We start from the raw sequence: 23,047 nt of genomic DNA, 5'->3' as shown, positions 1-23,047 counted from the left end.
GCCATGCAACCCGAAAACGTCTTCAAAATCCACCGACCGACCGGCCTGCCGGCGCCGCTGGTGCTCGATTCGCCGCACTCCGGCCACCAGTTCCCGGCTGACTTCGGTGCCGCCTTGAGCACCGAGCGGCTGCGCAGCGCCGAGGACGTGCTGGTGAATCAGCTCTATGCCGGCGCGCCGGCGCACGGCGCGCATCTGCTGGAAGCCTGTTTCCCGCGCAGCTATATCGATCCCAACCGGTCGGCCGGCGACATCGATCTGGAACTGCTGGACGGCCCCTGGCCCCATCTCTATGAACCCAGCGGCAAGGCGCGCCTGGGCAAGGCGCTGGTCTGGCGCACGCTGGACGATGGCGAAGCGATCTATGCGTCGCGACTGAGCGTGGCCACCGTTGCGCACCGCATCACGCATTACCTGCACCCCTACCAGGAGGCCTTGAAGAGCTTGCTGGACCAGGCGCATGCGGCGCACGGCGTTGTGTACCACATCAACTGCCATTCGATGGACCCGGTGGGCGGCGCCATGGCTGAAGGTGTCACGGGGCGCGCCCGTGCCGACGTGGTGCTCGGCGACCGCGACGGCACGACCTGCGAGCCCGGCTTCACCCGCTGTGTGGCGGACTTCTTCGCCAGCCGCGGCTATTCAGTGGCGATCAACGACCCCTACAAGGGGGTCGAATTGGTGCGCAGGTACTCGGCGCCTATGCAGGGCCGGCACAGCTTGCAGATCGAACTCAACAAGCGCCTCTACTTGCACAGTGGCAGCGTGGAGCCCAGCGCCGGCTTCCCCAAGCTGGCGTCGGATTTGGACCAATTGATGGCCCGACTGGTGCGCTACGCGGGGGATCGATGAAAACACTGGCCGGCAACATTCTGACGCCGCAGGGATTTGTGCGGGGCCAGCTTGAGTTGGGCGACGACGGTCGGGTGGCGCGCATTGCCGGTGAACCGGTCACCGAGCAGGAGGCGCGCGACGGCCAACAGGCATTGGTGCTGCCCGGCTTCATCGACCTGCACGTGCATGGCGGCGGCGGGCGCGACATCATGGAGGGCGGCGATGCCCTGGCGCGCGTCAGCGAGTTGCACGCCAGCCATGGCACCACCGCACTGTTGGCGACCACCATGACGGCGTCGGCGCCGGAGCTGGAGGCCGCTTTCCTTGCCATGCAGGCGCTCGGTTCGCAGCGCCGTCCGGGTGCCGCGCGGGTGCTGGGCGTGCACCTGGAAGGCCCTTACATCAACCCGGGCAAGCTGGGCGCGCAGCCCGACTTCGCGCGTACCTTTGCGATGAGTGAATTGCAGCGCCTGCACGACCTGTTTCCGATCCGCCTGATCACGCTGGCGCCTGAAGTGCCGGGCAACATGGAAGTGATCGAGTCGCTGTGCGTCGCCGGTTTTCGGGTGCAGATCGGGCACACGCTGGGCAGCTACGAAGAGGGGCTGGCCGCTTTGTCGAAGGGGGCCGGCGGCTTCACCCACTTGTTCAACGCCATGACCGGCTTGCAGCAGCGCGCGCCGGGCATGGTCGGTTTGGCGCTGGCGCATGCCGATTATGCGGAAATCATTCCGGACCTGATTCATGTTCATGCCGGCGCCATTCGGGTCGCGCTGCGCGCCATTCCCGGTCTGTATTGCGTCACCGACTCCACCGCGGCCTCGGGCATGCCCGACGGCGAGTATCGACTGGGCAGCCATACCGTGACCAAATGCCTGGGCGGCGTGCGCCTGGCCGATGGGACGCTGGCCGGTTCGGCGCTGACCATGGACCAGGCCTTGCGCAATCTGGTCAATGCCTTGGGGCTGACATTGCCGGACGCCTCGCGCCGGGTTTCCACCCATGCCGCCGACTATCTGGGCCTGACCGACCGCGGTCGTCTGGCAGTGGGCGCCTGGGGCGACGTGGTGCTGCTGGACCGCGATTTGAAGCTGCTTGATGTCTATCTTGAGGGAAGTTCCATTGAACACGCAAATGCTGATTGAGGCGCTTGAGGCTCCGGCGGCGGTGGCGCGGCAACTGGCGCACAACGACAAGGAATACGGCGCGTTCGGCGAGTTTCTTCGGGCCCGGACGCCCAGTTCCATCCTGACGGTGGCGCGCGGCAGTTCCGACCATGCCGCCGGCTTCATGGCCTACCTCATCATGGCGCGCCTGGGGAGGTTGGTGACTTCGCTGCCGATGTCATTGATCACGCTCTACCATTCCCGGATTCGCTGCGATGGTCTGCTGTCGATGGCGTTTTCGCAGTCCGGGCAAAGCCCGGATCTGGTGGCGCCGATGCGCTTCTTTGCCGACGGCGGCGCCTGTACCGCGGCTTTCGTCAACGATCCCGAGTCGCCGCTGGCGCGCGCCGCGCAATGGCTGTTCCCCTTGCATGCGGGGGCCGAGACCAGTGTTGCCGCCACCAAGAGTTTCATCGCCCAACTGGTGGCCGGGGTCCGCGTGGTCGCGGCCTGGCAGCCGGACCCCGTGTTGCAGGCGGCTCTCTCGAATTTGCCCGACGCCCTGGCGCGCGCCGCGAGCGCCGATTGGTCAGTGGCAGTGGAGGCGCTGCGCCCCGTTGATCGTCTGTTGGTGGTGGGTCGCGGCAGCGGATTGTCGGTGGCACTGGAGGCGGCGCTGAAATTCAAGGAAACTTGCGGCATTCAGGCCGAGGCCTTTTCCGGCGCTGAAATCAAGCACGGCCCGATGGCCTTGATTGACGAGGGCTATCCCTTGCTGGTGTTGGCGCCGCGCGGTTCGGCACAGGCGGGGCTGCTGGCCCTGGCGGATGAAATGCGCGCCCGCGGTGCCCGTGTTTTGTTGGCGGCGCCGCCGGGCACACCGGGCGCGAATCTGCCGATTGCGGAAACCGGATCGATCGAACTTGATCCGATCTCGATAGTCCAGAGTTTTTACCCCATGGTGGAGGCGCTGGCCCGTGCCCGCGGCATGAATCCGGATCAGCCCCGGCACCTGGCCAAGGTCACGCGCACCCAATAGGGGCGCTCAGCCACCAACCCAGTTGATCAGGGCATCCAGCGCGACCCGCCCTTTCTTTGCCTCCGGGTCGTTGATGATGGCCACCACGATCCAGTCCTGGTTGCGCGCATCGCGCACATAGCCGGCAATCGCCACGGCGTCTTTCAGGGTGCCGGTCTTGATTCTGGCGCGTCCCGCCGCCGGCGATTCCCGCAGCCGTTTGCGCATGGTGCCGTCGAGGGCCACGATAGGCAGGCTGCTGGCAAATTCGGCAAACCAGTTGCTTCTGGCCGCCACTTGCAACAGGCCAGCCAGTTGTCGTGGGCTGATTCGCTCCAGGCGTGACAGGCCGGAGCCGTTTTCCAGCACCAGGCCATCGGCCGCAATGCCATTATTGGCAAACCAGGCGCGAACCGTGGCCTGGGCGTTGTCAAGCGTGTTGGCGCCGCGTCCCTCTTTGGGCCATTGCGTGCCCAGTGTCAGGTAAAGCGTGCGGGCCATCGCGTTGTCGGACGATTTGTTGGTGGTTTTCACCAAATCGGCCAGGGTGTCGGAGCTGCGTTCAAGCAGCAACCGGGCGTCTTGCGGTGTCAGCCCGTCGCTGGTCTTGCCCTTCCAGCTACCGCCCAGCTCCTGCCAGAAGGCGCGCAGGAAACGTTCGATATAGAGGTTGCGATCGAGCAGACTGAGCCGGGTTCTGGTTTTGCAGTTGCGGGGAAAAGCGCCGCGCAGCAGCAGCGTCACGGTACCGGCTTTGTTGATCCGGGCTTGCGGTGCATCCCAGTCGTCATCCCAGTCCTGGCAGGGCGTGTCGGTCAGGGAAAGTTTGGCATCGATGCGAAACCGGTCCAGCGCCGGCTGGCTGCGAACCGAGGTTTTCCGCTCGGTCGATTCCAGCGCGAATTCGATCATGTTGCCGTTCAGCAGCAAGGCATCCGGTATCACGTTGTAGTAGGCGTTGGGTGTCTCATCGAAGGCTGGCGCATCAATGTCCGGGCGTGCCGGCTGAAAATAGGCCCGGTCCAGCACCAGATCGGCGTCGATGCGTCGAACGCCTTGCGCGCGCAAGGAACGAAACATGGAACGCAGGCCGTCCCAGGTCAAGTTCGGGTCGCCGCCGCCGCGCAGGTACAGCGTTCCGCGCAACCGGTCGCCCTGGATACTGCCAGCGCTCAGCAACTGGGTGTGCCAGCGAAACGTGGGGCCCAGTTGCTCCAGTGCCACCAGGGTGGTCACCAGCTTCATGCTCGATCCCGGCGCCATTGGTCGCTCTGCCAAGTGGGCCAGACGCGGCTCGCCACCCTGCAGCGGGAGCACCAGCGCGCTGATCGAGGTCTGGTCCATGCCGGCTTCGCGTAGCGCCGCCGCCACGTTCTCCGGCAAACTGCTTTGCGCCTGAACGCTGGTCGCCGCGCACAGCAAGCCTGCGAGCCACAGAAATTTGAGGAAGAAAGCTTTGCCCGGGTGTTGTTTCATGGCTTATCCGCGTAATTCTGCGCGATTGTCCATCAGGTGTCAGCGCCAGGGGCCGCTGACGGCTGGTAAAGTCGCACACCCGAGGCCGTGGCGGCCCGACCCCTCATGAGCGGCACCCTGATGCCACGACACTACATTTTGAAAACCCATGCTGAGTGAACTGATAGCTGAACAAGCCGATTTTCGGCCCCTCGCCACGATTGACGGCATCCGTGTCGATCTCCGGTATGCCGGCGCCAACAATTTTGTCGGACGCAAGCTGTATGGCGAACTGAACTGCGCCTGGTTGCACCGGGAAGCCGCCGCCGGCCTGGACGCCGTGGTGGCGTACTTGCGCACACACCATCCCGGCCACACTTTGCTGGTGCTGGACGCCTTGCGCCCGCACCGGGTGCAGCAGACTCTTTGGCAATGGCTGGCCGGCACCGATTTGCAGCAGTATCTGGCGGATCCAGGCCTGGGCTCCATCCACTCCTTCGGCATGGCGGTCGATGTCACGCTGCTCGATGGCGCCGGCGTGGAGCTTGACATGGGAAGCGGCTTTGACGAAATGACGGAGCTTTCCCATCCTGAACACGAACCAAGGCATCTGGCTCAGGGCTTGCTCAGCGATGCCCAGATGGCAAATCGGTGGATGCTGCGCCAGGCCATGCTGCACGGCGGCTTCTCCGGCATCGCAAGCGAGTGGTGGCATTTCGATTTTGGCGACCGGACCCTGGTCCGGCAAGGCTATCGGCGCATCGATTAGCAGCTTTGCAGTCCCCTTTTTAGCGCTCGGATCGCTTCCCTTTTGTGGTCCATACGTGGTTCCCCTAGGTGGAGATCGCGTAAAAATATGTAAAGATATTCGATTACCCTCCAGGAGCATCCCAAGTGAAATTGAAACGAATATCGCAATGTCTGGCGTTGGCTGGATTCGCCAGTTGCGTGGCTGCGCAACAAACCTCCGACGTCTCGCTGCAGCGGGTCGAAATCACCGGCAGCAGCATCAAACGGATTGCCGCCGAAGGCTCCCTGCCGGTGCAGATCATTACCCGCCAGGACCTGAAGAACCAGGGCATCACTACTGCCGAGCAGTTGATCAGCTCGCTCAGTATCAACGGCAATGGCCTGGACAACCTGGCCAGTAACGCCGATGTGGTGGCGGGCGCCCAGCGCGGCAACAACGGCGCGTCGGCAGCCAATCTGCGCGGCCAGGGTGCCACCAGTACGCTGGTGCTGCTCAATGGCCGCCGGGTGGCGGCGCATGGCCTCAATGGTGGCGTGGTGGACCTGAATTCGATCCCGATGGCCGCCGTCGAGCGCATTGAAATCCTGAAGGACGGCGCTTCGGCCATCTACGGCACCGACGCCATTGGCGGCGTCATCAACTTCATCCTGCGCAAGGACTACAAGGGTGTGGAAATAGAGGCCTTCACCGATGTCACCCAGCAAGGCGGCGGCAACATCAGCCGCGTCAGCCTGACCGCCGGTGCCGGCGACCTCGACAAAGACAAGTACAACGTGCTGTTTTCCCTGGGGCGCAGCGAAAACCAGGCCTTGCGCGGCGACCAGCGCAGTTTCGTCAACACCTTTCAACCGAATCGCGGCCTGTCGGTCGACACCCGCGGCACACCTTTCGCCACCCTGTTCCCGCTGAGCAGCATGTGGACCGCGCTCAGCAACAAGAGTGGCAATGGTCCGATCCAGCCGGGCACCAGCGTGCCCATGTCGGGCGGTATCAATGTACTGAATCTGCCGGGCGGCGCCGGTTGCGGTTCGGTCGACGGTCAGGCGCCCTACGATGCCGTGCTGTGGGCGGTACCCAATGCCAAATGGGCTTGCGCCTGGGATACCGGACGCGCCGCCGTGCTGCAGCAGCCGGTGTCGAACACCAATCTGGTCGCGCGTGGCACCTTGCGGGTTGGTGAGCACCAGCTCTATGCCGAGTTCACCGGTGCCAAGGTCGAATCCGCCAAGACCTTCTCGGCGAACCAGATTACAAGCAGCAATTCGGCAACCAGCCCGTTTTATAAACTGGCCTACCCGAGTACCGGTGCCTCCTACAACTCGGTGTTCAATCAATTGGTCGCCGTGTTTCCGACAGTGGAAGCCAATCGCGGGCAACCGATGGCCTTCCGCTGGCGCTGCCTGCCCTGCGGTTCGCGCGAGCTCGATACCAGCAGCGACACCGCCCGCCTGCTGCTCGGCGCCGAAGGCCCACTGCCATGGCTGGCCGGTTGGGACTACCGTGCCGGCATCTCCAAGGCCAGCAGTTCGGCCACCTCGGTGCTGGGCAATGGTTACTTTTTTGGCAAGGAGTTTGCCGCCACGATCAACAGCGGTTTGCTCAATCCGTTCCTGATGCCGGGTCAGGCGCAAACCCCGGAGGCGCTGGCAGCGTTGCAGGCGGCTTCGGCCAATGGCGTCACGCTGTACGGCGGCAAGTTCACACTGCAACAAGCTGACGCGACGGCCAGTGGGCCGGTGTTCAAGCTGCCGGCCGGCGATGTGATGGCAGCGGTGGGCGTCGATCTGCGTACCGAGGAGTACCGCTTCAACGGCAACGCCACCGACTTGGTGACGCAGGCCCGGGTCTTCAACGCACCGTTTGACAGCATCAACACGCTCGATGTCGTCAAGCGCGACATCAAGGCCGTCTATGCCGAGGTGCTGGTGCCCATCACCAAGAAACTTGAGGCGACGATCGCGGTCCGCCACGACGACTACACCGGTTTTGGTGGCACCACCAATCCCAAGGTTGCGCTGCGTTTCACGCCGGTGGAGCAGTTCCTGGTGCGCGGTTCCTACAGCACCGGATTCAGGGTGCCGACCTTCAACCAGTTGTTCAACGGGATCACCGAGTCGCCCTACAGCGGCAAGGACCTGGTGGACCCCACCAAGTGCCCGAGCGGCAAGGTTGACGCCACCCCCGCCTGTCAGGCCATTACGCCCAGCACGCTGTCGGGCGGCAAGCCCGACCTCGGACCAGAGAAGAGCAAGCAAGGCACCGTGGGCTTTGTCTGGGCGCCCACCAACAGCATGAGTTTTGGCGCCGACTGGTGGAGCATCAACAAGACCGGTACCATTCAGACGCTCAGTCTGACGGACCTGGTCAACAACTATGCCTTGTTCCCGCAGAACTTCATCCGCGATGCCAATGGCAACGTGACGTTTATCGACCAGCGCTGGGTCAACGCCGGCGAGTCGATCACCAAGGGCATCGACATCAACGCCAGTGCCAATGGCAAGATCGGAAATGCCCGGTGGGGCGTCAATCTGGAAGGCAGCTACCTGATCGAGAAGAAATCGCGTCTGGTTGCCAGCGCTCCCTTCGGTGATAGCGAGGTTGCCACCTTCACCCGCGCCGGCGATCTGGGTGTGCGTTGGAAGCATGCGCTCACCGGTACCTATGCACGCGGCTCGTGGATGGCCACGCTGACCCAGCGCTACCGTAGCGGCTACAAGGATTACGTGTTGCCGGGTGTCGCCAACGGCAGCATCGTGCCACCGGACTGGACCCCCAACGTGGCGGCGTATACGGTTTACGACATGAGCATCGGCTATACCGGCTTCAAGGACGTGGGTCTGACCTTCGGTATCAAGAACCTGTTCAACACCGATCCACCGTTCTCGGCAGCCTACGATAGCAACACCGGTGCCGGCAGTTCCTGGGAACCACGGATTGCCGATCCACGTGGTCGTGCTTTCACGTTGCTGGCAACCTACAAGTTCTGATCCGGACCGGTAGCGATCCGCTGAACTACCGCTCTCTGTCGGCACTGTGCCGGCAGAGAGCTTTTTTTTGCCCTCACCAGGCTGCAATGGCGGGACGCTGAGGGGTGCCGAGTTGCGGGGCGGCTAAGGTGGCAGTTGCACCGTTGTGCGGGGGCTCTCGTTGCCCAGGCGGTTGACCGAACTGACCACCACGGCATCGGGTTTTCCGTGTTCGGGATCGGCGTCCAGTGCCACCTGTGGCATGGAGGCGGGTTGTACCGCAAAGACCCACTCTGATCCGTATCTTTTCCAGATCGCGAACTGACGCAGGGTTGAATCGTCTTCAGGCTCGATCAGCACGGTGTCCGGCGTGCCGTGCCCGTCAGCGTGCTTGAATGAGAGCCGGGGCGCGCTGGGCGCCTGGGCACCCAGCCAGGGCGTTGCCGGTACCAGTGCGGCTTGCGTATAGGCGCCGGACTTCAAAAGCGTGGCGATGCCCCGCCGATCTTGCAGCAAGGCAATCATGCTGAAGTGAATATGCCCGCTTGCGCCCGGCTGGGCTCGGGTGAGGGTGATTTGTCTGACAATTTCCTGCGCCGGCCAGGATTTGGGCGAGTCATCGATGCGGCTGGTGAAGAGTCCCGGCCAGAGGTGACGCCGCTGCGTGTTTTCCCGCGCCCAGGTGTCCAGCAACTGGGCGAACGCTTGCGGGCTCTGGTCAACAGGCCAATAAAGCTGCGGTGACAGATAGTCCAGCCAACCCTGGCGCAACCACAATTCCGCGTCCGCATACAGCTTGTCGTACTGGCTGAAGCCGACGATGCCGGGCGCGCGGCGTTCCGGTCGGCCCAGTCCGAACGGACTGATGCCAAAGCGCACCCAGGGTTTTTCCCGGTGGATGAGCGTGTACATCCGTTCAATCAAATGGTTGACCTGCTGGCGTCGCCAGTCGGCGCGTGAGGCCTGGCCGCCCGAGGACAGGTAGCGTTGCCAGGCCGGTTCATCGGGGAAGTCGAGCTCCAGGCCGTCAGGCCCTTGTATCGGATAGGGGTAAAAGTAGTCGTCGATGTGAATGCCGTCCACGTCGTAGCGCCGCACCACATCGGCCACCACGTCCAGCGTGCGCTGGAGCGCCGCCGGTTCCGCCGGATCCATCCACAGCAGATCGCCATACGGCTTGACGGCTTGGGGCTGGGTGTTTGCCAGGTGATTGGCGGCCAAGGCGGACTTGGCACTGGGGTGGCGGGCGCGGTACGGGTTGAGCCAGGCATGCAACTCGATGCCGCGTCGGTGCGCCTCTTCAATCCACATCTTCAGGGGATCGTAAATAGGCTCCGGCGCCTGGCCCTGCCGGCCGGTCAAGTACTCGGACCACGGTTCCAGGGTCGAGGCATAGAGGGCATCGGCGCTGGGGCGCACCTGCAGCACGATGGCGTTGAGGTGCAGCGCCTGCGCCTGGTCCAGCAGGGCGATGATTTCGGCCTGCTGTTGCGCCACCGATAAATCGGCACGGCTGGGCCAATCAATATTGGCGACGCTGGCGACCCAGGCGGCTCGGAATTCGCGCGGAGCGGGTGGTGCCAGATCGTCTGCCAGTGCTTCCAGCGCGACCGGTTGGCCGGCACAACCGAGCAACAGCAACATGGCCGCCAGCGCGAGGCCACGCAGCACACCCAGGGACTGCCAACGCTTGCGCTTCATCAATCCTGGAGCGCCAGTCGCACGCTGCCCCCGGCCTGCTCCAGCAGTTGCCGAGCCGCGCCAGCAGTCACGTTCTTTTGGAGCGCCACGATCGCCACCTTGACCTGGAACTCGCACTCCTGCAAGCTGGCACGGGCCGCCTGCTCGCTGGCTCCGGTGGCCAGCACGGTCAAGGCAATGGCGCGCCGCACCAGTTTGGCATTGGTCGGTTTCAGATCCACCATCAAATTGCCATGGACCTTGTTCAGGCGCACCATCACGGAACTGGAAAAAGTGTTCAAGGCAATTTTTTGCGCGGTGCCGGCTTTCAGGCGCGTGCTGCCGGAAATGACTTCCGGGCCGGTGTCCAGCGTGATGCCAATTTCGGCCTGTTGGGCCAGCGGCGCCTGCGGGTTGTTGACGATGCCTATGGTCAGCGCGCCGGCCGAGCGCGCCGCCGCCAGGGCACCCAGGGCGTAAGGCGTGCTGCCCGACGCGGCCAGCAGCAGAACGACGTCAAGGGCTTTGATGCCAGCGGCCCTGAGGTCCATCGCGCCCTGCTCGAAGTCATCCTCGGCACCCTCGACCGCCTGGTAGACGGCCGGCGCGCCGCCGGCCAGCAGTGCCACGGCGCGCTCCCTGGGCCAGGAAAAGGTCGGGTAAAGCTCGACACTGTCGAGCAAGCCCAGACGGCCGGAAGTCCCGGCGCCGACATAAATCAGCCGGCCCCCATCCATGATGCGCGGCACCGCGGCGTCGACCGCCTTGGCCAGTTGCGAGCCGGCTGCGCGTACCGCCTGCACGGCGTTGAACTGGTCGTCGACAAAGGCATTGACCAGTTGATCGGTGGCGTATTGGTCGAGGGCGGCATGGGCCAGATTGGGTGTTTCCGTGTTCAGCATGGTTGGTTCTGAGGGCTTGCGGGAGGCTTGCCACAGCTTACTTTATTCAGGCCCGGTTTTACTAGCGAATTTCAACTATAAAGAGCCGATGCAACAGTTGCGTCAAACGTCAAACAGAGTCTGGTGGTGGTGGGTGCCGTCACTCTATTTTGCACAGGGGCTGCCCTATGTTGCGGTGATGACGATGTCGGTCGTTTTTTACAAGAACATGGGCCTCTCCAACACCGATATCGCCCTCTACACCAGTTGGCTGTACCTGCCGTTCGTGATCAAGCCCTTGTGGTCGCCGTTTGTCGACATGTTCAGGACCAAACGCTGGTGGATTCTGACCATGCAGTTGCTGATTGGCTCTGGCTTTGCCTTGGTCGCATTGGTAATTCCCCTGGCCAGTTATTTTCAACTGACGCTGGCCATTTTTTGGCTTTTGGCGTTCAGCGCCGCCACCCATGACGTCGCCTCCGACGGCTTCTACATGCTGTCGCTCAAGCAGCACCAGCAGGCGGCCTATGTCGGGGTGCGCAGCATGTTTTTCCGCATGGCCATGCTGACCGGCCAGGGGGCACTGGTGTTCCTGGCCGGCCGATTGACGGAGTTGACCGGCAACACCGCCTTCGCCTGGTCGCTGGTGTTTTTTGTGCTGGCGGCCATGTTCATCGCGCTGTTTGTTTACCACCGTCTCGTCTTGCCCACGCCGGCGGCCGATCACGCGCTGGCCGGGGACGGCCATGTCGGGGTCGCTTTTCTGCTGGTTTTCAGAGAATTCCTGGCCAAGAAAAACATCGGGCGGGTGCTTGCCTTCCTGCTCCTGTACCGCTTTGGCGAGTCTCAGCTGGTCAAGCTGGCGCCGCCTTTTTTGCTTGATTCCAAGGCCAGTGGCGGCCTGGCGCTGTCGACGGCCCAGGTCGGGATCGTCTATGGCAGCATCGGCATGGTGGCGCTGACGGTGGGTGGCTTGCTGGGCAGTTACCTGATTGCGCGCGATGGGCTGAAGCGCTGGCTGTGGCCGATGGCGCTGGCCATCAATGTGCCGCATTTGGTGTATGTCTATCTGGCACTGGCACTGCCCGGCAATCTGTATCTGATTGGCGCCGCCGTCGCCTTTGAACAACTGGGCTATGGTTTTGGCTTTACCGCTTACGTACTGTTCATGATCATGACGGCGGACGGCGGACGGCGAACACAAGACCGCGCATTACGCCATTTGCGCCGGCTTCATGGCCATGGGCATGATGCTGCCAGGCATGTTCAGCGGCTGGCTGCAAGCGGGCCTGGGCTATGCCAATTTTTTCACCTGGGTGTGCGCTGCCGCGCTTCCCTGTTTTGCTGCCACGGCCTTGATCGAAGTGGATCCCCGATTTGGCAAGGAAGAGCGATGAAATACTGCTGGATGGGGCTGCGGCCGGTCCCGGTTACCATTCGAAGCCGTTGGTTTTTTGCCCTTGTCCTGTTGACTGCCTTGATGACTGACTTCTGCGCCGCCCAATCTATTGCCCCGCAAGCGCCTGGCGCTGTCAGCGTGGGCCAATTGAATGCCGAACTGAAAGCCGTACTGGACGATCCGCTGAAGCCGCTTGCCAGTTTGTCCGCAGTGGCGATTTGCGACGGGAAAGTTGTCTATGAAGGGCATTTCGGCTACCGTTTCATTGACAACGCCATGCCCGCCAGGAATTTGACTACCGATACGCAGACGCTGTACCGGGTGGCGTCCCTCTCCAAGCTGGTGACGGCCATCGGCGTCATGCGATTGGTGGAGCAGAACAAGCTCGATCTCGACGCCGATATCGGCAGCTATCTGGGATTCAGGGTGCGCAATCCCAATTTTCCCGACGCCCGGATCAGCACGCGGATGCTGCTGAACCACACCTCATCCCTGCGCGACGGTGGCGGCTATTCTTTCCCGCTGGAACAGAGCCTGCAAAGCGTGCTGGACCCGGCAGGCGAAAACTACGGCAGCGGCCGCCAGTGGGCAGCAGTCGACAGTTCCGGCGACCGGGCACCGGGCAAGTATTTCCAATACGTCAACCTCAACTGGGGGCTGCTGGGGACCGTGATGGAGGCGGTCAGTGGACAGCGTTTTGACCGCTACACGAGGCAGGCGGTGCTGTCGCCTTTGCAGATCCCGGGCAATTTCAACACCGAAGAATTGTCCGCTAGCGAGATCCGGAATCTGGCAGTCCTGTACCGCAAGCGCCGCAACGAGGTCTGGGACCCGACGGGCCCCTGGGTTGCCGAGATCGATGACTATCAGGGTAAGCCGCCGGCGCCTCGCGCCGGCATGGAGCGCTACCGGCCGGGTCGCAATGCCACGCCCTTCAGTCCGCAGGGCGGCTTGCGCATCGGCGCCGCTGGTCTGGCCAAGCTGATGCTGCTGCTGATCAACGGGGGCGAAGTCGACGGCGTCCGCTTGTTAAGCCAGGACTCGATTGCGGCCATGCTGCATGAAGAATGGCGCCACGATGAAAACAAACAGAATGGCGACAATTACAAGGGCTTGTTCAACGCCTGGGGTCTTGGGGTGCAGCGGTTTCTTGATCTCAGTGCGCCCCAGCGTGGCGATCGCCTGGTGGCCGGCGGCGGGGTCAGCGGCTACGGGCACCTTGGATTTGCCTATGGCCTTCAGAGTGCCTTCTTTTTTGATCCGGTCAAACGCTTTGGAATGATTTACCTCATGGGGGGGACCGGCTTTGATCCTGAGAGCGACCCCGGCCGGTACTCGAGTCTGAATTCGTGGGAGGAAAGAGTGCTTGATGCGCTTTACCGACACGCCATTCTGAAAGAACCATGAGGCCAACAAATGTTCAGAGTGAAGCCGTGCCAAGGAGCCTCTGGTGGTGGGTACCTTCGCTCTATTTCGGCCAAGGTATTCCCTATGTGGTGGTGATGACGCTGTCGGTCATCATGTACAAAAAAATGGGGATTTCGAATACCGACATTGCCCTGTACACCAGTTGGTTGTATCTGCCCTGGGTCATCAAGCCCTTGTGGTCACCGTTCGTTGAAATGTTTCGCACCAAGCGGTTCTGGATCGTGAGCCTGCAGTTGCTCATAGGCGCGTCGTTGGCGGGGGTGGCCTTGACCATCCCGCTGCCGCAATTCTTTCAGATCACACTGGCCGTGTTCTGGCTGATGGCCTTCAGTTCGGCCACGCACGACATCGCCGCCGACGGTTTTTACATGCTGGCCTTGAAGGAGCACGAGCAGGCTGCGTTTGTCGGCGTGCGCAGCACGTTCTACCGGATTTCAATGATCGCAGGCCAGGGCGGACTGGTTTTTGTGGCCGGCCGCGTCGAACAAGCGACCGGCAATGTGCCCTTCGCCTGGTCCATCGTATTCATCATTCTGGCCGCCATGTTTGTGTCCCTTTCGATTTATCACAAGTTTGTCTTGCCGAAACCCGACAGTGACGCGGCTGGGCCTGCGGCGACGGCGCCGGTGCGGGAATTTTTTGCCGTGTTCGCCACGTTCCTGAGGAAGAAGGAAATTCTCGCCATCCTGGCGTTTTTATTGCTGTACCGCTTTGGCGAGGCGCAATTGCTCAAGCTGGCGGCCCCGTTCCTGCTCGACAGCGCGGAAAAAGGCGGCCTGGCCTTGTCCACGCAGCAAGTGGGGGTTGTCTACGGCACCATCGGCATTCTGTGTTTGACAGTGGGTGGCCTGCTGGGGGGTTATGTGATTTCCCTGCATGGGTTGAAACGCTGGCTTTGGCCCATGGTCTTGTCGGTCAACGTACCGCACCTGGTCTATGTCTATCTGTCCCACGCGCTGCCGACCAACATCTGGCAGATCGGCGCCGCGGTGGCCTTGGAGCAGTTGGGTTACGGCTTCGGCTTTGCCGCGTATCTGCTGTACATGATCATGGTTTCCGACGGGCCGCACAAGACGGCACACTACGCCATCTGCACCGGTTTCATGGCCCTTGGCATGATGTTGCCGGGCATGGTCAGCGGCTGGGTGCAGACGCAACTGGGGTATGCCAATTTCTTCATCTGGGTTTGTTTTGCCGCTGTTCCGGCGTTTATCGCAACGGCAGCGATTCGGGTCGACAAGGACTTTGGCAAGAAGGTGCAAAGATCCTGATACGTATTTATTGAAGCGAGTTCTTTTCATGCAGACACACTATTTCAAAGCCGTCTCTTACCAGGCCATTCAAGCGGGTCCGCGCCTGCTGGTGCTGGGGGCCGTGCACGGCAACGAAACCGCCGGAACCCAGGGAATTCTGCGCGTGCTCAGGGAACTGGATGGCAAAACCCTGAGCCTGGTGGCGGGCAGCGTGACCTTCGTGCCGATTACCAACCCGCTGGCTTATGAGCGAGGCCAGCGGGTTGGCGAGCGCAACCTCAACCGCAACCTGGGGCCTAGCGCGCAGCCGAAGGAATTTGAGGACCATATCGCCAACTGGCTGTGTCCCCTGATGGCCAGGCATGACGTGTTGCTGGACCTGCATTCCTTCCAGGCCCAGGGGCGCGCCTTTGTCATGGTCGGGCCGGAGAACAACAGCGGCGCGCTGGAGCCCTTTAGCCAGGCCGAGGCTGAAGTGGCGCTGGCCTTGCGCCTGGGCGTTGGCCGTTTTGTGGACGGCTGGCTGAGCACTTATGCCCAAGGCGTGGAGCGCCGGCGCGCCGCCATGGGAACGGTCTTCAGCCGCAGCCAGCAACTCGACACCGATCCGCGCTACGGGGTTGGCACCACCGAGTACATGCGCTGCGTCGGCGGTTATGCGCTGACCCTGGAATGTGGTCAGCACGATGACCCGGCAGCGCCCGAGGTGGCCTACAGAGCGATTGTGAACACGCTGGCCCATTTGGGGCACATCGCCGCCCCCAGGCCGGCCGCCGTGGCCAATATCGAAGCCTTGCGGATTTTCGACGTGATCGACAAGGTTCACCAGGACGACAGCTTCAGCCGGCCCTGGTCCAGCTTTGATCCGCTGCATGCCGGCGACCTGATCGGTACGCGACAGGACGGCCAACGGGTGCACGCACAGAGCGATGGCTATATCCTGTTTCCCAACGCCAAAGCCAGCCCTGGACACGAGTGGTTCTATTTGGCCCGTGCCAACCCGCGCCTGAGCGCAGTCTGACAGCATGAGAACAGGTCTTGGCATTGATGTCGGTGGCAGCCAGAGCCGCTGGGCTCTGGCGGGTCCGGACGGCGCTGTCACGGCCCAGGGGACGCTGGCCGGTTTTAGCGCCTTGCAGATGGGCAGCGAGTCCGGTCTGAGGCAGGTGAGCGATATTCTCTCGAACCTGCTGGTCGAACTCTCGCCTTACGGCGGTGTGTCCTCGGTGCGTGCCGGTGTCACAGGTTTTGGTGGTTTGCACGAGCGCTCGGGACAAGCCCTGCAGGCCTTGCTGGTCAAGGCTTTGAATGTGCCCGGGGATGCTGTTGTGATCAGTAATGACATCGAACTGGCGTGCCTTGCGGCGTTCGAGCCGGGCAAGGGTTATCTGGTCTATGCCGGCACCGGATCGATTGCGGGCTTTGTCGATGCGCAAGGTGAATTTCATCGCGCCGGCGGCCGTGGTGGCATGCTGGACGATGGCGGCAGCGGCTACTGGATTGCCGTTGAGGCTTTGCGCCACATCTGGCGCGCCGAAGATGAAGCGCCCGGTTGCTGGGTTGACTCGCCGATGGCGCTTGCCCTGTTCAAGGAAATCGGCGGCAGCGATTGGTCTTTGTCACGCCAACTGGTCTATGGTGCCAGTCGCGGCCGGATCGGTCTGCTGGCGCTGGCTGTTGCCGCTAGCGCAGACATTGACCCGGTAGCGCACGATATCCTGCAACGCGCCGGTTTTGAGTTGGCCCGTCTTGGCAACGCCATGCTGAACCGCTTCGGCAAGCGTCCCATGGTTCTGGCGGGGCGGGTGCCGCAACTGCATCCGTTGATAGAACAGTCCATGCGCCAGCGCCTGCTGCCGGGCGGTGATTTGCGTCAGGTACATTTACAAGCCCATATTGCCGCGGCCCGCATGGCTTTGCGTTTGACTCCCTGAATTGACAACTGGTACCCAGGTTTCGAAATGAAAAAAATTATCCTGATCTTTCTTGTCGCACTGCTGAGCGGCTGCGCCAGTGGACCGCGCATTGACACCAGCTTCAGTTCTGTCAGCCAGGACAGTCGCGTGCGCTACCTGATACTGCATTACACGTTTGGCGACTTTCCTACTTCTTTGAAGGTGTTGACTGAACAGCAAGTCAGTTCGCATTACCTGGTCGATGACGGCGACGGTTTCAAGATTTACCGGCTGGTGGACGAGAGCCGCCGTGCCTACCACGCTGGACTCAGCTCCTGGAAGGGCAATACCAGCCTGAATGCCAGTTCGATCGGTATCGAAATTGTCAATCCGGGGTGGCGCGACACCGACCAGGGACGGGTCTGGATACCGTTTCCGCAAGGGCAAATTGACCGCCTGATCCCGCTCATCAAAGACATCGTGAAGCGCCACGACATCGCACCCGACCACGTGCTGGCGCACAGCGACATCGCACCGCAGCGCAAACAGGACCCGGGGCCCATGTTCCCCTGGAAGCAGTTGGCCGATGCCGGTCTGGTGTTGTGGCCCGACGAGAAGGAAGTGGCGCTGCGCTTGGCGGGCTTCGAGGGCCAACTGCCCGATGTGGCATGGTTTCAAAAGAAACTGGCGGAGCATGGTTTCGGCCTGGTGCAGAGCGGCGAGCTGGACCAAGCCACGCGCAACGTTGTCAGTGCCTTTCAAATGAAATACCGCCCGTCGAAATTTGACGGTACGCCGGATGCGCAGACGGCAGCGATTCTGGATGTCTTGACGACGCCAGTGAAATAGGCTGCAACCGCCTTGGCGACGCTATAAGACAGCGCTTTCCAACAAGGTCAAAGTCTGGGCCTGGGTATCCAGGCGTGCCGTGACACCCAGGGGGAGTGTCATCTGGTTGGCGATATGCCCGACCGAGTAGCCGGTCACGGCCGGAACGGTCAAGCGGTTCAGGTGATCATCCACTGTTTCATTCAACGTCAGGGAGAGTTCGCTTTCCGGGGCCTCGCATTTTTCGAAAACTCCCAACATCATGGCGGCCGTCGTATTCAGCCCCAGGCTCAGGTCAAGCTGCGTCAGCATCCGGTCAATCCGGTACGGCTCTTCCTTGATGTCTTCCAGAAACAGAATGTGCTGGCGCAGCTCGGCTGCATAAGGCGTACCGGACAAGGCCGCCACCAAGCTTAAATTGCCACCTGTCAAACGCCCGACGGCGGCGCCATGGCGCACGGTTCTGATCTGGTACTGGGGCGCGGTCTCTGCCTTGACGCGGTTTTCATCGGCCATGGACATCAGGTATTTCTTCTCGGGGTGCATCAGAATGGCCTTCAGATGTCCTTTCGAGTAGTCCGAAAAAGTGGATATGCCAACCGGCCCGTGAAAGGTGACCAGTCGGGTTTTTCGATGTATTGCCAGATGCAGGCAGGTGACGTCGGAGTAGCCGACAAAAATCTTGGGATGTTTTCGAATCAGTGCGTAGTCGATGTGCGGCAGCAGCGAGATGCCGCCGGAGCCACCGGTGGCGGCCCACACGGCATTGACGGTCGGGTCGGCGAACATGCCGTGCAAATCTTCCAGCCGCTGTTCAACGGTGCCGGCGTAACGCCCGCGGCGCGCCAGGACGTATTTTCCGAGTCTTACCCTGACCCCAAGATCCTCGATGTTGCGTATCGCCTTGTCGATGCCGTCTTGCTCCAGGAAGCCGCAAGGCGTGATCAAACCCACTACATCGCCTTCTTTCAAACGCGGGGGTTTGATGAGTTTGCTTTTTTTGGGCAAAGCTTTCGCTTCGCCGGATCCCGGCAACAGGGATGCGGCCAAAACCAGGGCCGCGCTTTTCGCCAGATGGCGGCGACTCAGTTGCGTACTGCTGTCAGAGGAGTTTTCCAATTTCCGTCCAATTCTGTCCCGCGCCAACGGAGGGTGTGAAGTTCTGATGGCAGTTTTTGTTGCGGGTGGCGCCAGCCACCATGCGTTGTATCAATGGTGGTTCTTCATCAGCAGGCCGGGCTCGTCATTGGCAAGTACCTGTTCGGCCCAGGCGACCAGCTTGCCTGCATCGGCGCGCAACACCTCTTGCTTGACCGCCAGGATTTGGGCCGGATGCATGGAAAAGCTGCGCAAGCCCATGCCCAGCAACAGACGGGTCAGGCTGACATCGCCCGCCATTTCACCGCATACGCTCACTCCTTTGCCTTGGGCCCGGCACTCGGCGATGGTTTGAGCCACCAGCCCCAGCACGGCCGGATGCAAGGGGTCGTACAAGTGGGCAACCGACTCATCGGCACGGTCGATCGCCAGGGTGTACTGAATCAGGTCGTTGGTACCGATCGACAGGAAATCAAAATATTTCAGGAACACTTTGAGCGTCAGGGCCGCCGCCGGGATCTCGATCATGGCGCCGATCTTGACCGGCCCGTAGGCAACGCCCCGGTTGTCGAGCTCGGCGCGGGCACGGTCAATCAAGGCAAAAGTGTGACGAATTTCGCTGGCATGAACCAGCATCGGTATCAGCAGGTTGGCTCGACCATGGGCCGCCGCACGCAGGATCGCGCGCAACTGTGTCAGGAACATGGCGGGGTCGGCCAGACTCCAGCGAATGGCGCGCAAACCCAGGGCCGGGTTAAGGTGAGCAGAGTCTTGCAAGGACTCGTCCAGCGGCTTGTCGGCGCCGACATCGACGGTGCGAATGGTCACCGGCAGGCCATGCATGCCTTCGACGGCGCGCCGGTAGGCCTGGTACTGCTCTTCTTCGTTGGGCAGTTTTCCCTGTCGGCCCATGAAAAGAAATTCGCTGCGGAACAGGCCGACACCCACGGCACCGGCCTTGATGGCAATGGGTGCGTCCTCCGGCATTTCGATGTTCGCCAGCAACTCAATTTTTTGACCATCCAGGGTGATGGCTGGCGTGTGCAGCAAGCGGCCCAGCCGCCCGCGTTCGAGCTCTCCCTGGCGTTGCTTGAAACCATACTCCGCCAGGATGATGGAAGACGGGTCCACCACCACCACACCGGCATCGCCATCGATGATGACCCAGTCATCCTGGCGCACCAGTTGGCTCGACAGGCGGGCACCGACCACCGCCGGAATGTCCAGACTGCGCGCCACGATGGCGGTGTGCGAGGTCTTGCCGCCGACATCCGTAATAAAGCCCGCGAACACGCTTTGCTTGAATTGCAGCATGTCGGCCGGCGAAAGGTCGTGCGCAATCAGGATCAAGGGCACATCAACGGTGTCGTCCAGCAACAGATCTTGCTGCGACTTCTTGCGTGCCGCGCGGCCCAATTGCTGGACCACGGGCGAGGCCACGCCTTTCATGGCGCGCAATACTTTTTCGGTGATTTGCTCGAGATCGGCCTTGCGCTCGCGCAGGTATTCGTCCTCCATTTCGTCGAACTGGCGCGCAATCACCTCCAACTGCGTTGTCAACGCCCACTCGGCGTTGTACAGGCGGTCAGTGATCCAGTGTTTGACGCCGCTGATCAGTTCGTCATCCTGCAGCAGCATCAAGTGCACGTCCAGCAGCGCGGTCAATTCATGGGGCGCTTCTTTGGGGCCCATGTGCGTGATACTGGCTTGCAGGCGGTGAATTTCGTCCACCACCGCGTTGCGCCCGATGCGGACCCGGTCAATTTCGGCGGGAACCTGGGACGCCTCAATGAAGTAGTGCGCCACATCCACCCGGCTAGAGGCGACCAGCACCGCGCGCCCGATGGCGATACCGCGGGCAACCGCCAGACCGTGAATGGAGAAAGTCATTTCTTGGCCCGTGTCATTGCGAAAGTGGAGAGCGTGGGGGCGACATCACTCACCCTCCCCGAATTTGTCGTATATCAAATCCAGCAAGGCGTCCAGTGCTTCCTGCTCGCGTTCGCCGCTGGTTTCAATTTCAACCAGGCTGCCCATGCCGGCCGCCAGCATCATGACCCCCATGATACTTTTGGCGTTGACGCGTCGCCCGCTTTTTGACAGCCAGACCTCACATGGGAAACTGCCCGCCAATTTGGTCAGCTTGGCCGAGGCACGTGCATGCAGGCCCAGCTTATTGTTGATGGTCGTTGTTGCTTTGATCATTTTTCCTTTTCACCTGGTTCTGCGGCGCCGTCGTTGCCACCTGCATGATGCCCTGCGTGCCACCGGCCAAAGCCCGGGCGACCAACGCATCCAGCGATTCACGACGATAAGTAACGGTGCGCAGCAGCATGGGCAGATTGACTCCGGCTATCAGCTTTGAATTCAAACCATCCACCAGTTTTTGCGCTACGTTGCAGGGTGTTGCACCAAACAGATCGGTCAATACCAGGGTCTGGGGGGTGTTGAGCAGAGCCAGCGCCTGCGCCGCGCCAGCCAGTGTTTCTTCGGGAGGAACATTGGGCTGCACATCAAACGCCGCCACCCCGGCCGCACCATCTGGAAATACATGCAAAACGCACTGGCACAGCGCGCTGGCCAGGGGTGAGTGAGCGATGATGAGAATCCCGTTCATTTGGTCACTATAGGGGTGGACCCCAGCCCGGCGTTGGCCAAGCCGGTCCAGCCCGGAACATTTCAGATGGATTGATTATGGCTTTTTGTAGTCAGGAAATAGGCATATGAGACGACACAGCACAGTAAAAATACGCTCATCGCCGACTGGAACGCTTGTATTTCGGTCAGCCCCAGCGCTTTGAATCCGTCTATGGCGAGGCCGATTCCCCACTGCACCACAAACACTCCTGCAAATATCACCAGGTTGTAGGCCGAGAGTGCCCGCCCAGCAAGCGCTGGCGTAAAGGCCATGCCGACCGCAGGTTGCGCCAATGAAACAAAGGTGCAGCTCATGCAATAAAGAGCCCAGAATGCCCCCGAGTTTTTTGACAGGCTGGGTCCAGCCATGGTAATCATGGCAAGAAGAACGAAGCTCAAGGGCAGGCCAAACGCAATCAGACGATCGGCATGGAAACCACTGCGGGTCAGCCAGGGGTTGAGCAAGCCCCAGGTCCAAAAAGTGCAGAGCATTGCGACATTGATCCAGAATAATCCGGCGGCGGCTTGCAGCGGGCTGTAACCGCCTACCGTGATCATCCAGGGCGCCGCCCACAGTGTTTGCATGGCGACCAAACCACCGTAGCAAAAAAAGCCGATGGGCGCCATCTTGCGAAAATAGGGATGCTTCCAGACCTCGGCGTAGCTGGGTGTGGTTCGCGCTGGTTCCCCTTCAGGCGGCACCGAAAGATCCCAGCCAGGTACCCACCAGGCGATCAATGCCATGGATATCAGTACCAGCGCGGCCAAGAGTACAAACAACACGCGCCAGCCGACCAGCGGCATCAGCCATTGCACCGGCAGGGTCGAGGCAACCATGCCCAGGGATCCGGTCATCAACATCCAGGAGTTCGCGCGCATCAGGGTAGCTGCGGCAAACCAGCGGCGATAGGCGGTCAACGGCGCCATCAAACAGGCGCTGACACCCACACCACAGAAAACCCGCGCCGCCAGCAACCCGGAAAAACTGGTGGCCAAAGAAAAGGCCAGACATCCCACCACGGCTACTGTCAGAAAGTAGAGAATAACTCTTTTGGGGCCATGCCGGTCCAGCCACGTCCCCAAAGGCAACTGAGTGGCCGAGAAACCCAGAAAGTAGCCCCCCGCCAACAAGCCCAAGTCACTGGCGCTAAGTCCAAATTCTTGCGTCAAAACCGGTGCCAGTGTGGCCGTAATGGCACGGATGAGTGCCGAAAAGAAGTAGGCAAAGGCAAAAGCCAGAAAGACGATGATGGCGGGCTGTTTGGGTAGAACGGTGACGTTGGGGAAAGGGTGCATGGGCCGATTATCTGTGCTGCTTCAGTCGCGCTGCCACAGGCAGTCCGCTGCGGTGTCGGATTCCGGCTGCTCAGCCCTTCGCCACCAAAACGGTGGCGCCTCATCGCTGCAACCAAAGCACCTCAATTTTCCGTTTCTTTGTTCCTGTTGCCGTATGTACGAGCGGATCAGCCTGGAATTTCGTCCTTATGGCGCTGTTGGGACTTGTCGGCTTACTCCCGATGAACACCTTGGGTGTGAAAGAAGTCGCCAAAGCTGGTGCGGCAGTGTTATAGTAAAAGGCTTCGCTAAAGAGACGTAAGCATATTCGTATCAAGCGAGGGGGTCGAGCGGTTTTGGTTGTTTAGTTAAAAAAAACAGCCAGCGGTTTGACAGATGCTTAAAAAGCATGGCATAATTCAAGGCTTCGCTGATCACAGTGAAGAGGGGTAAAGAAGCTAGACGAAAGTCAAGTGGAGTGCTCTGGATCTTTAAAAACATACAGCCGATAAGTGTGGGCGTTTGAAGGCGATTGCCAAGTTC

The 23,047-nt window shown here is 61.3% G+C and carries 19 protein-coding genes; 10 read left to right on the top strand and 9 right to left on the bottom strand.

The window, feature by feature from the left end:
• The first annotated feature begins 3 nt into the window (after window positions 1–3).
• Genes PHS32_RS15875 through PHS32_RS15865 form a run of 3 tightly spaced genes read left to right on the top strand, consistent with a single transcriptional unit; the run spans window position 4 to window position 2,979 of the window.
• A complete protein-coding gene (locus tag PHS32_RS15875) occupies window positions 4–852 on the top strand; it encodes an N-formylglutamate amidohydrolase (protein ID WP_301080014.1) in 849 nt (282 codons plus the stop codon).
• Window positions 849–1,979 (top strand): N-acetylglucosamine-6-phosphate deacetylase, encoded by a 1,131-nt coding sequence (gene nagA / locus PHS32_RS15870; protein ID WP_301080013.1) that lies wholly within the window; start codon window positions 849–851, stop codon window positions 1,977–1,979. Before PHS32_RS15875 ends, nagA begins: the two co-directional genes overlap by 4 nt.
• On the top strand, window positions 1,969–2,979 hold the full coding sequence (locus tag PHS32_RS15865) for an SIS domain-containing protein (protein WP_301080044.1): 1,011 nt from the start codon (window positions 1,969–1,971) through the stop codon (window positions 2,977–2,979). Before nagA ends, PHS32_RS15865 begins: the two co-directional genes overlap by 11 nt.
• A gap of 6 nt (window positions 2,980–2,985) precedes the next feature.
• Here the strand turns inward: PHS32_RS15865 and dacB are convergent, their stop codons facing one another.
• Entirely contained in the window at window positions 2,986–4,434 is a 1,449-nt protein-coding gene (gene dacB, locus PHS32_RS15860; protein ID WP_301080012.1) for a D-alanyl-D-alanine carboxypeptidase/D-alanyl-D-alanine-endopeptidase, read from the bottom strand.
• Window positions 4,435–4,582: 148 nt separating this feature from the next.
• Between dacB and PHS32_RS15855 the strand changes: the two genes are divergently transcribed.
• Entirely contained in the window at window positions 4,583–5,182 is a 600-nt protein-coding gene (locus PHS32_RS15855; protein ID WP_301080011.1) for a M15 family metallopeptidase, read from the top strand.
• A 125-nt stretch (window positions 5,183–5,307) separates the two neighbouring features.
• Window positions 5,308–8,151 carry a TonB-dependent receptor gene (locus PHS32_RS15850; RefSeq protein WP_301080010.1) on the top strand — a complete coding sequence of 948 codons (2,844 nt, stop codon included), beginning with the start codon at window positions 5,308–5,310 and terminating at the stop codon, window positions 8,149–8,151.
• A gap of 123 nt (window positions 8,152–8,274) precedes the next feature.
• On the opposite strand, the gene PHS32_RS15845 is transcribed toward PHS32_RS15850, so the two are convergent.
• Both PHS32_RS15845 and PHS32_RS15840 read right to left on the bottom strand, forming a co-directional pair.
• Entirely contained in the window at window positions 8,275–9,831 is a 1,557-nt protein-coding gene (locus tag PHS32_RS15845) for a family 10 glycosylhydrolase (RefSeq protein ID WP_301080009.1), read from the bottom strand.
• Window positions 9,831–10,712: an N-acetylmuramic acid 6-phosphate etherase gene (locus tag PHS32_RS15840; protein WP_301080008.1), complete on the bottom strand. Its 882-nt coding sequence runs from the start codon at window positions 10,710–10,712 to the stop codon at window positions 9,831–9,833. Before PHS32_RS15840 ends, PHS32_RS15845 begins: the two co-directional genes overlap by 1 nt.
• 184 nt (window positions 10,713–10,896) lie before the next feature.
• Between PHS32_RS15840 and PHS32_RS15835 the strand changes: the two genes are divergently transcribed.
• From PHS32_RS15835 to PHS32_RS15815, 5 genes are read left to right on the top strand one after another with little or no spacing between them, the layout of a single operon-like run.
• Window positions 10,897–13,497, top strand: coding sequence for an MFS transporter (locus PHS32_RS15835; RefSeq protein ID WP_301080007.1), 2,601 nt, complete (start codon window positions 10,897–10,899; stop codon window positions 13,495–13,497).
• The gene (locus tag PHS32_RS15830; protein WP_301080006.1) at window positions 13,494–14,789 is read left to right on the top strand and encodes an AmpG family muropeptide MFS transporter; all 1,296 of its coding nucleotides are present in this window, start codon (window positions 13,494–13,496) and stop codon (window positions 14,787–14,789) included. Before PHS32_RS15835 ends, PHS32_RS15830 begins: the two co-directional genes overlap by 4 nt.
• A 28-nt stretch (window positions 14,790–14,817) precedes the next feature.
• Entirely contained in the window at window positions 14,818–15,792 is a 975-nt protein-coding gene (locus PHS32_RS15825) for a succinylglutamate desuccinylase/aspartoacylase family protein (RefSeq protein ID WP_301080005.1), read from the top strand.
• Between the two features lie 4 nt (window positions 15,793–15,796).
• Window positions 15,797–16,705 (top strand): BadF/BadG/BcrA/BcrD ATPase family protein, encoded by a 909-nt coding sequence (locus PHS32_RS15820; RefSeq protein ID WP_301080004.1) that lies wholly within the window; start codon window positions 15,797–15,799, stop codon window positions 16,703–16,705.
• Between the two features lie 27 nt (window positions 16,706–16,732).
• Window positions 16,733–17,515: an N-acetylmuramoyl-L-alanine amidase gene (locus PHS32_RS15815; protein ID WP_301080003.1), complete on the top strand. Its 783-nt coding sequence runs from the start codon at window positions 16,733–16,735 to the stop codon at window positions 17,513–17,515.
• A gap of 21 nt (window positions 17,516–17,536) precedes the next feature.
• Here PHS32_RS15815 and PHS32_RS15810 read toward each other — a convergent pair whose 3' ends face one another.
• From PHS32_RS15810 to PHS32_RS15785, 6 genes are all read right to left on the bottom strand, one after another.
• Window positions 17,537–18,613, bottom strand: a complete 1,077-nt coding sequence (locus PHS32_RS15810) for an LD-carboxypeptidase (RefSeq protein ID WP_301080002.1) — start codon at window positions 18,611–18,613, stop codon at window positions 17,537–17,539.
• Window positions 18,614–18,703: 90 nt separating this feature from the next.
• Complete coding sequence (gene ptsP / locus PHS32_RS15805; protein WP_301080001.1) at window positions 18,704–20,482, bottom strand: phosphoenolpyruvate--protein phosphotransferase; 1,779 nt, start codon at window positions 20,480–20,482, stop codon at window positions 18,704–18,706.
• A gap of 45 nt (window positions 20,483–20,527) precedes the next feature.
• Entirely contained in the window at window positions 20,528–20,797 is a 270-nt protein-coding gene (locus PHS32_RS15800) for an HPr family phosphocarrier protein (RefSeq protein ID WP_301080000.1), read from the bottom strand.
• Window positions 20,766–21,209, bottom strand: coding sequence for a PTS fructose transporter subunit IIA (locus PHS32_RS15795; protein WP_301079999.1), 444 nt, complete (start codon window positions 21,207–21,209; stop codon window positions 20,766–20,768). The genes PHS32_RS15800 and PHS32_RS15795 overlap by 32 nt, the downstream gene beginning before the upstream one ends.
• A gap of 62 nt (window positions 21,210–21,271) precedes the next feature.
• A complete protein-coding gene (locus PHS32_RS15790) occupies window positions 21,272–22,525 on the bottom strand; it encodes an MFS transporter (protein WP_301079998.1) in 1,254 nt (417 codons plus the stop codon).
• 312 nt (window positions 22,526–22,837) lie between these two features.
• Window positions 22,838–23,047: hypothetical protein (locus PHS32_RS15785; protein WP_301079997.1), on the bottom strand; the 210-nt coding region annotated here is incomplete at its 5' end.

Source organism: Rhodoferax sp. (assembly GCF_028714215.1).
Taxonomy (GTDB): domain Bacteria; phylum Pseudomonadota; class Gammaproteobacteria; order Burkholderiales; family Burkholderiaceae_C; genus Rhodoferax.
This window is presented reverse-complemented; position numbering and strand designations above follow the sequence as displayed.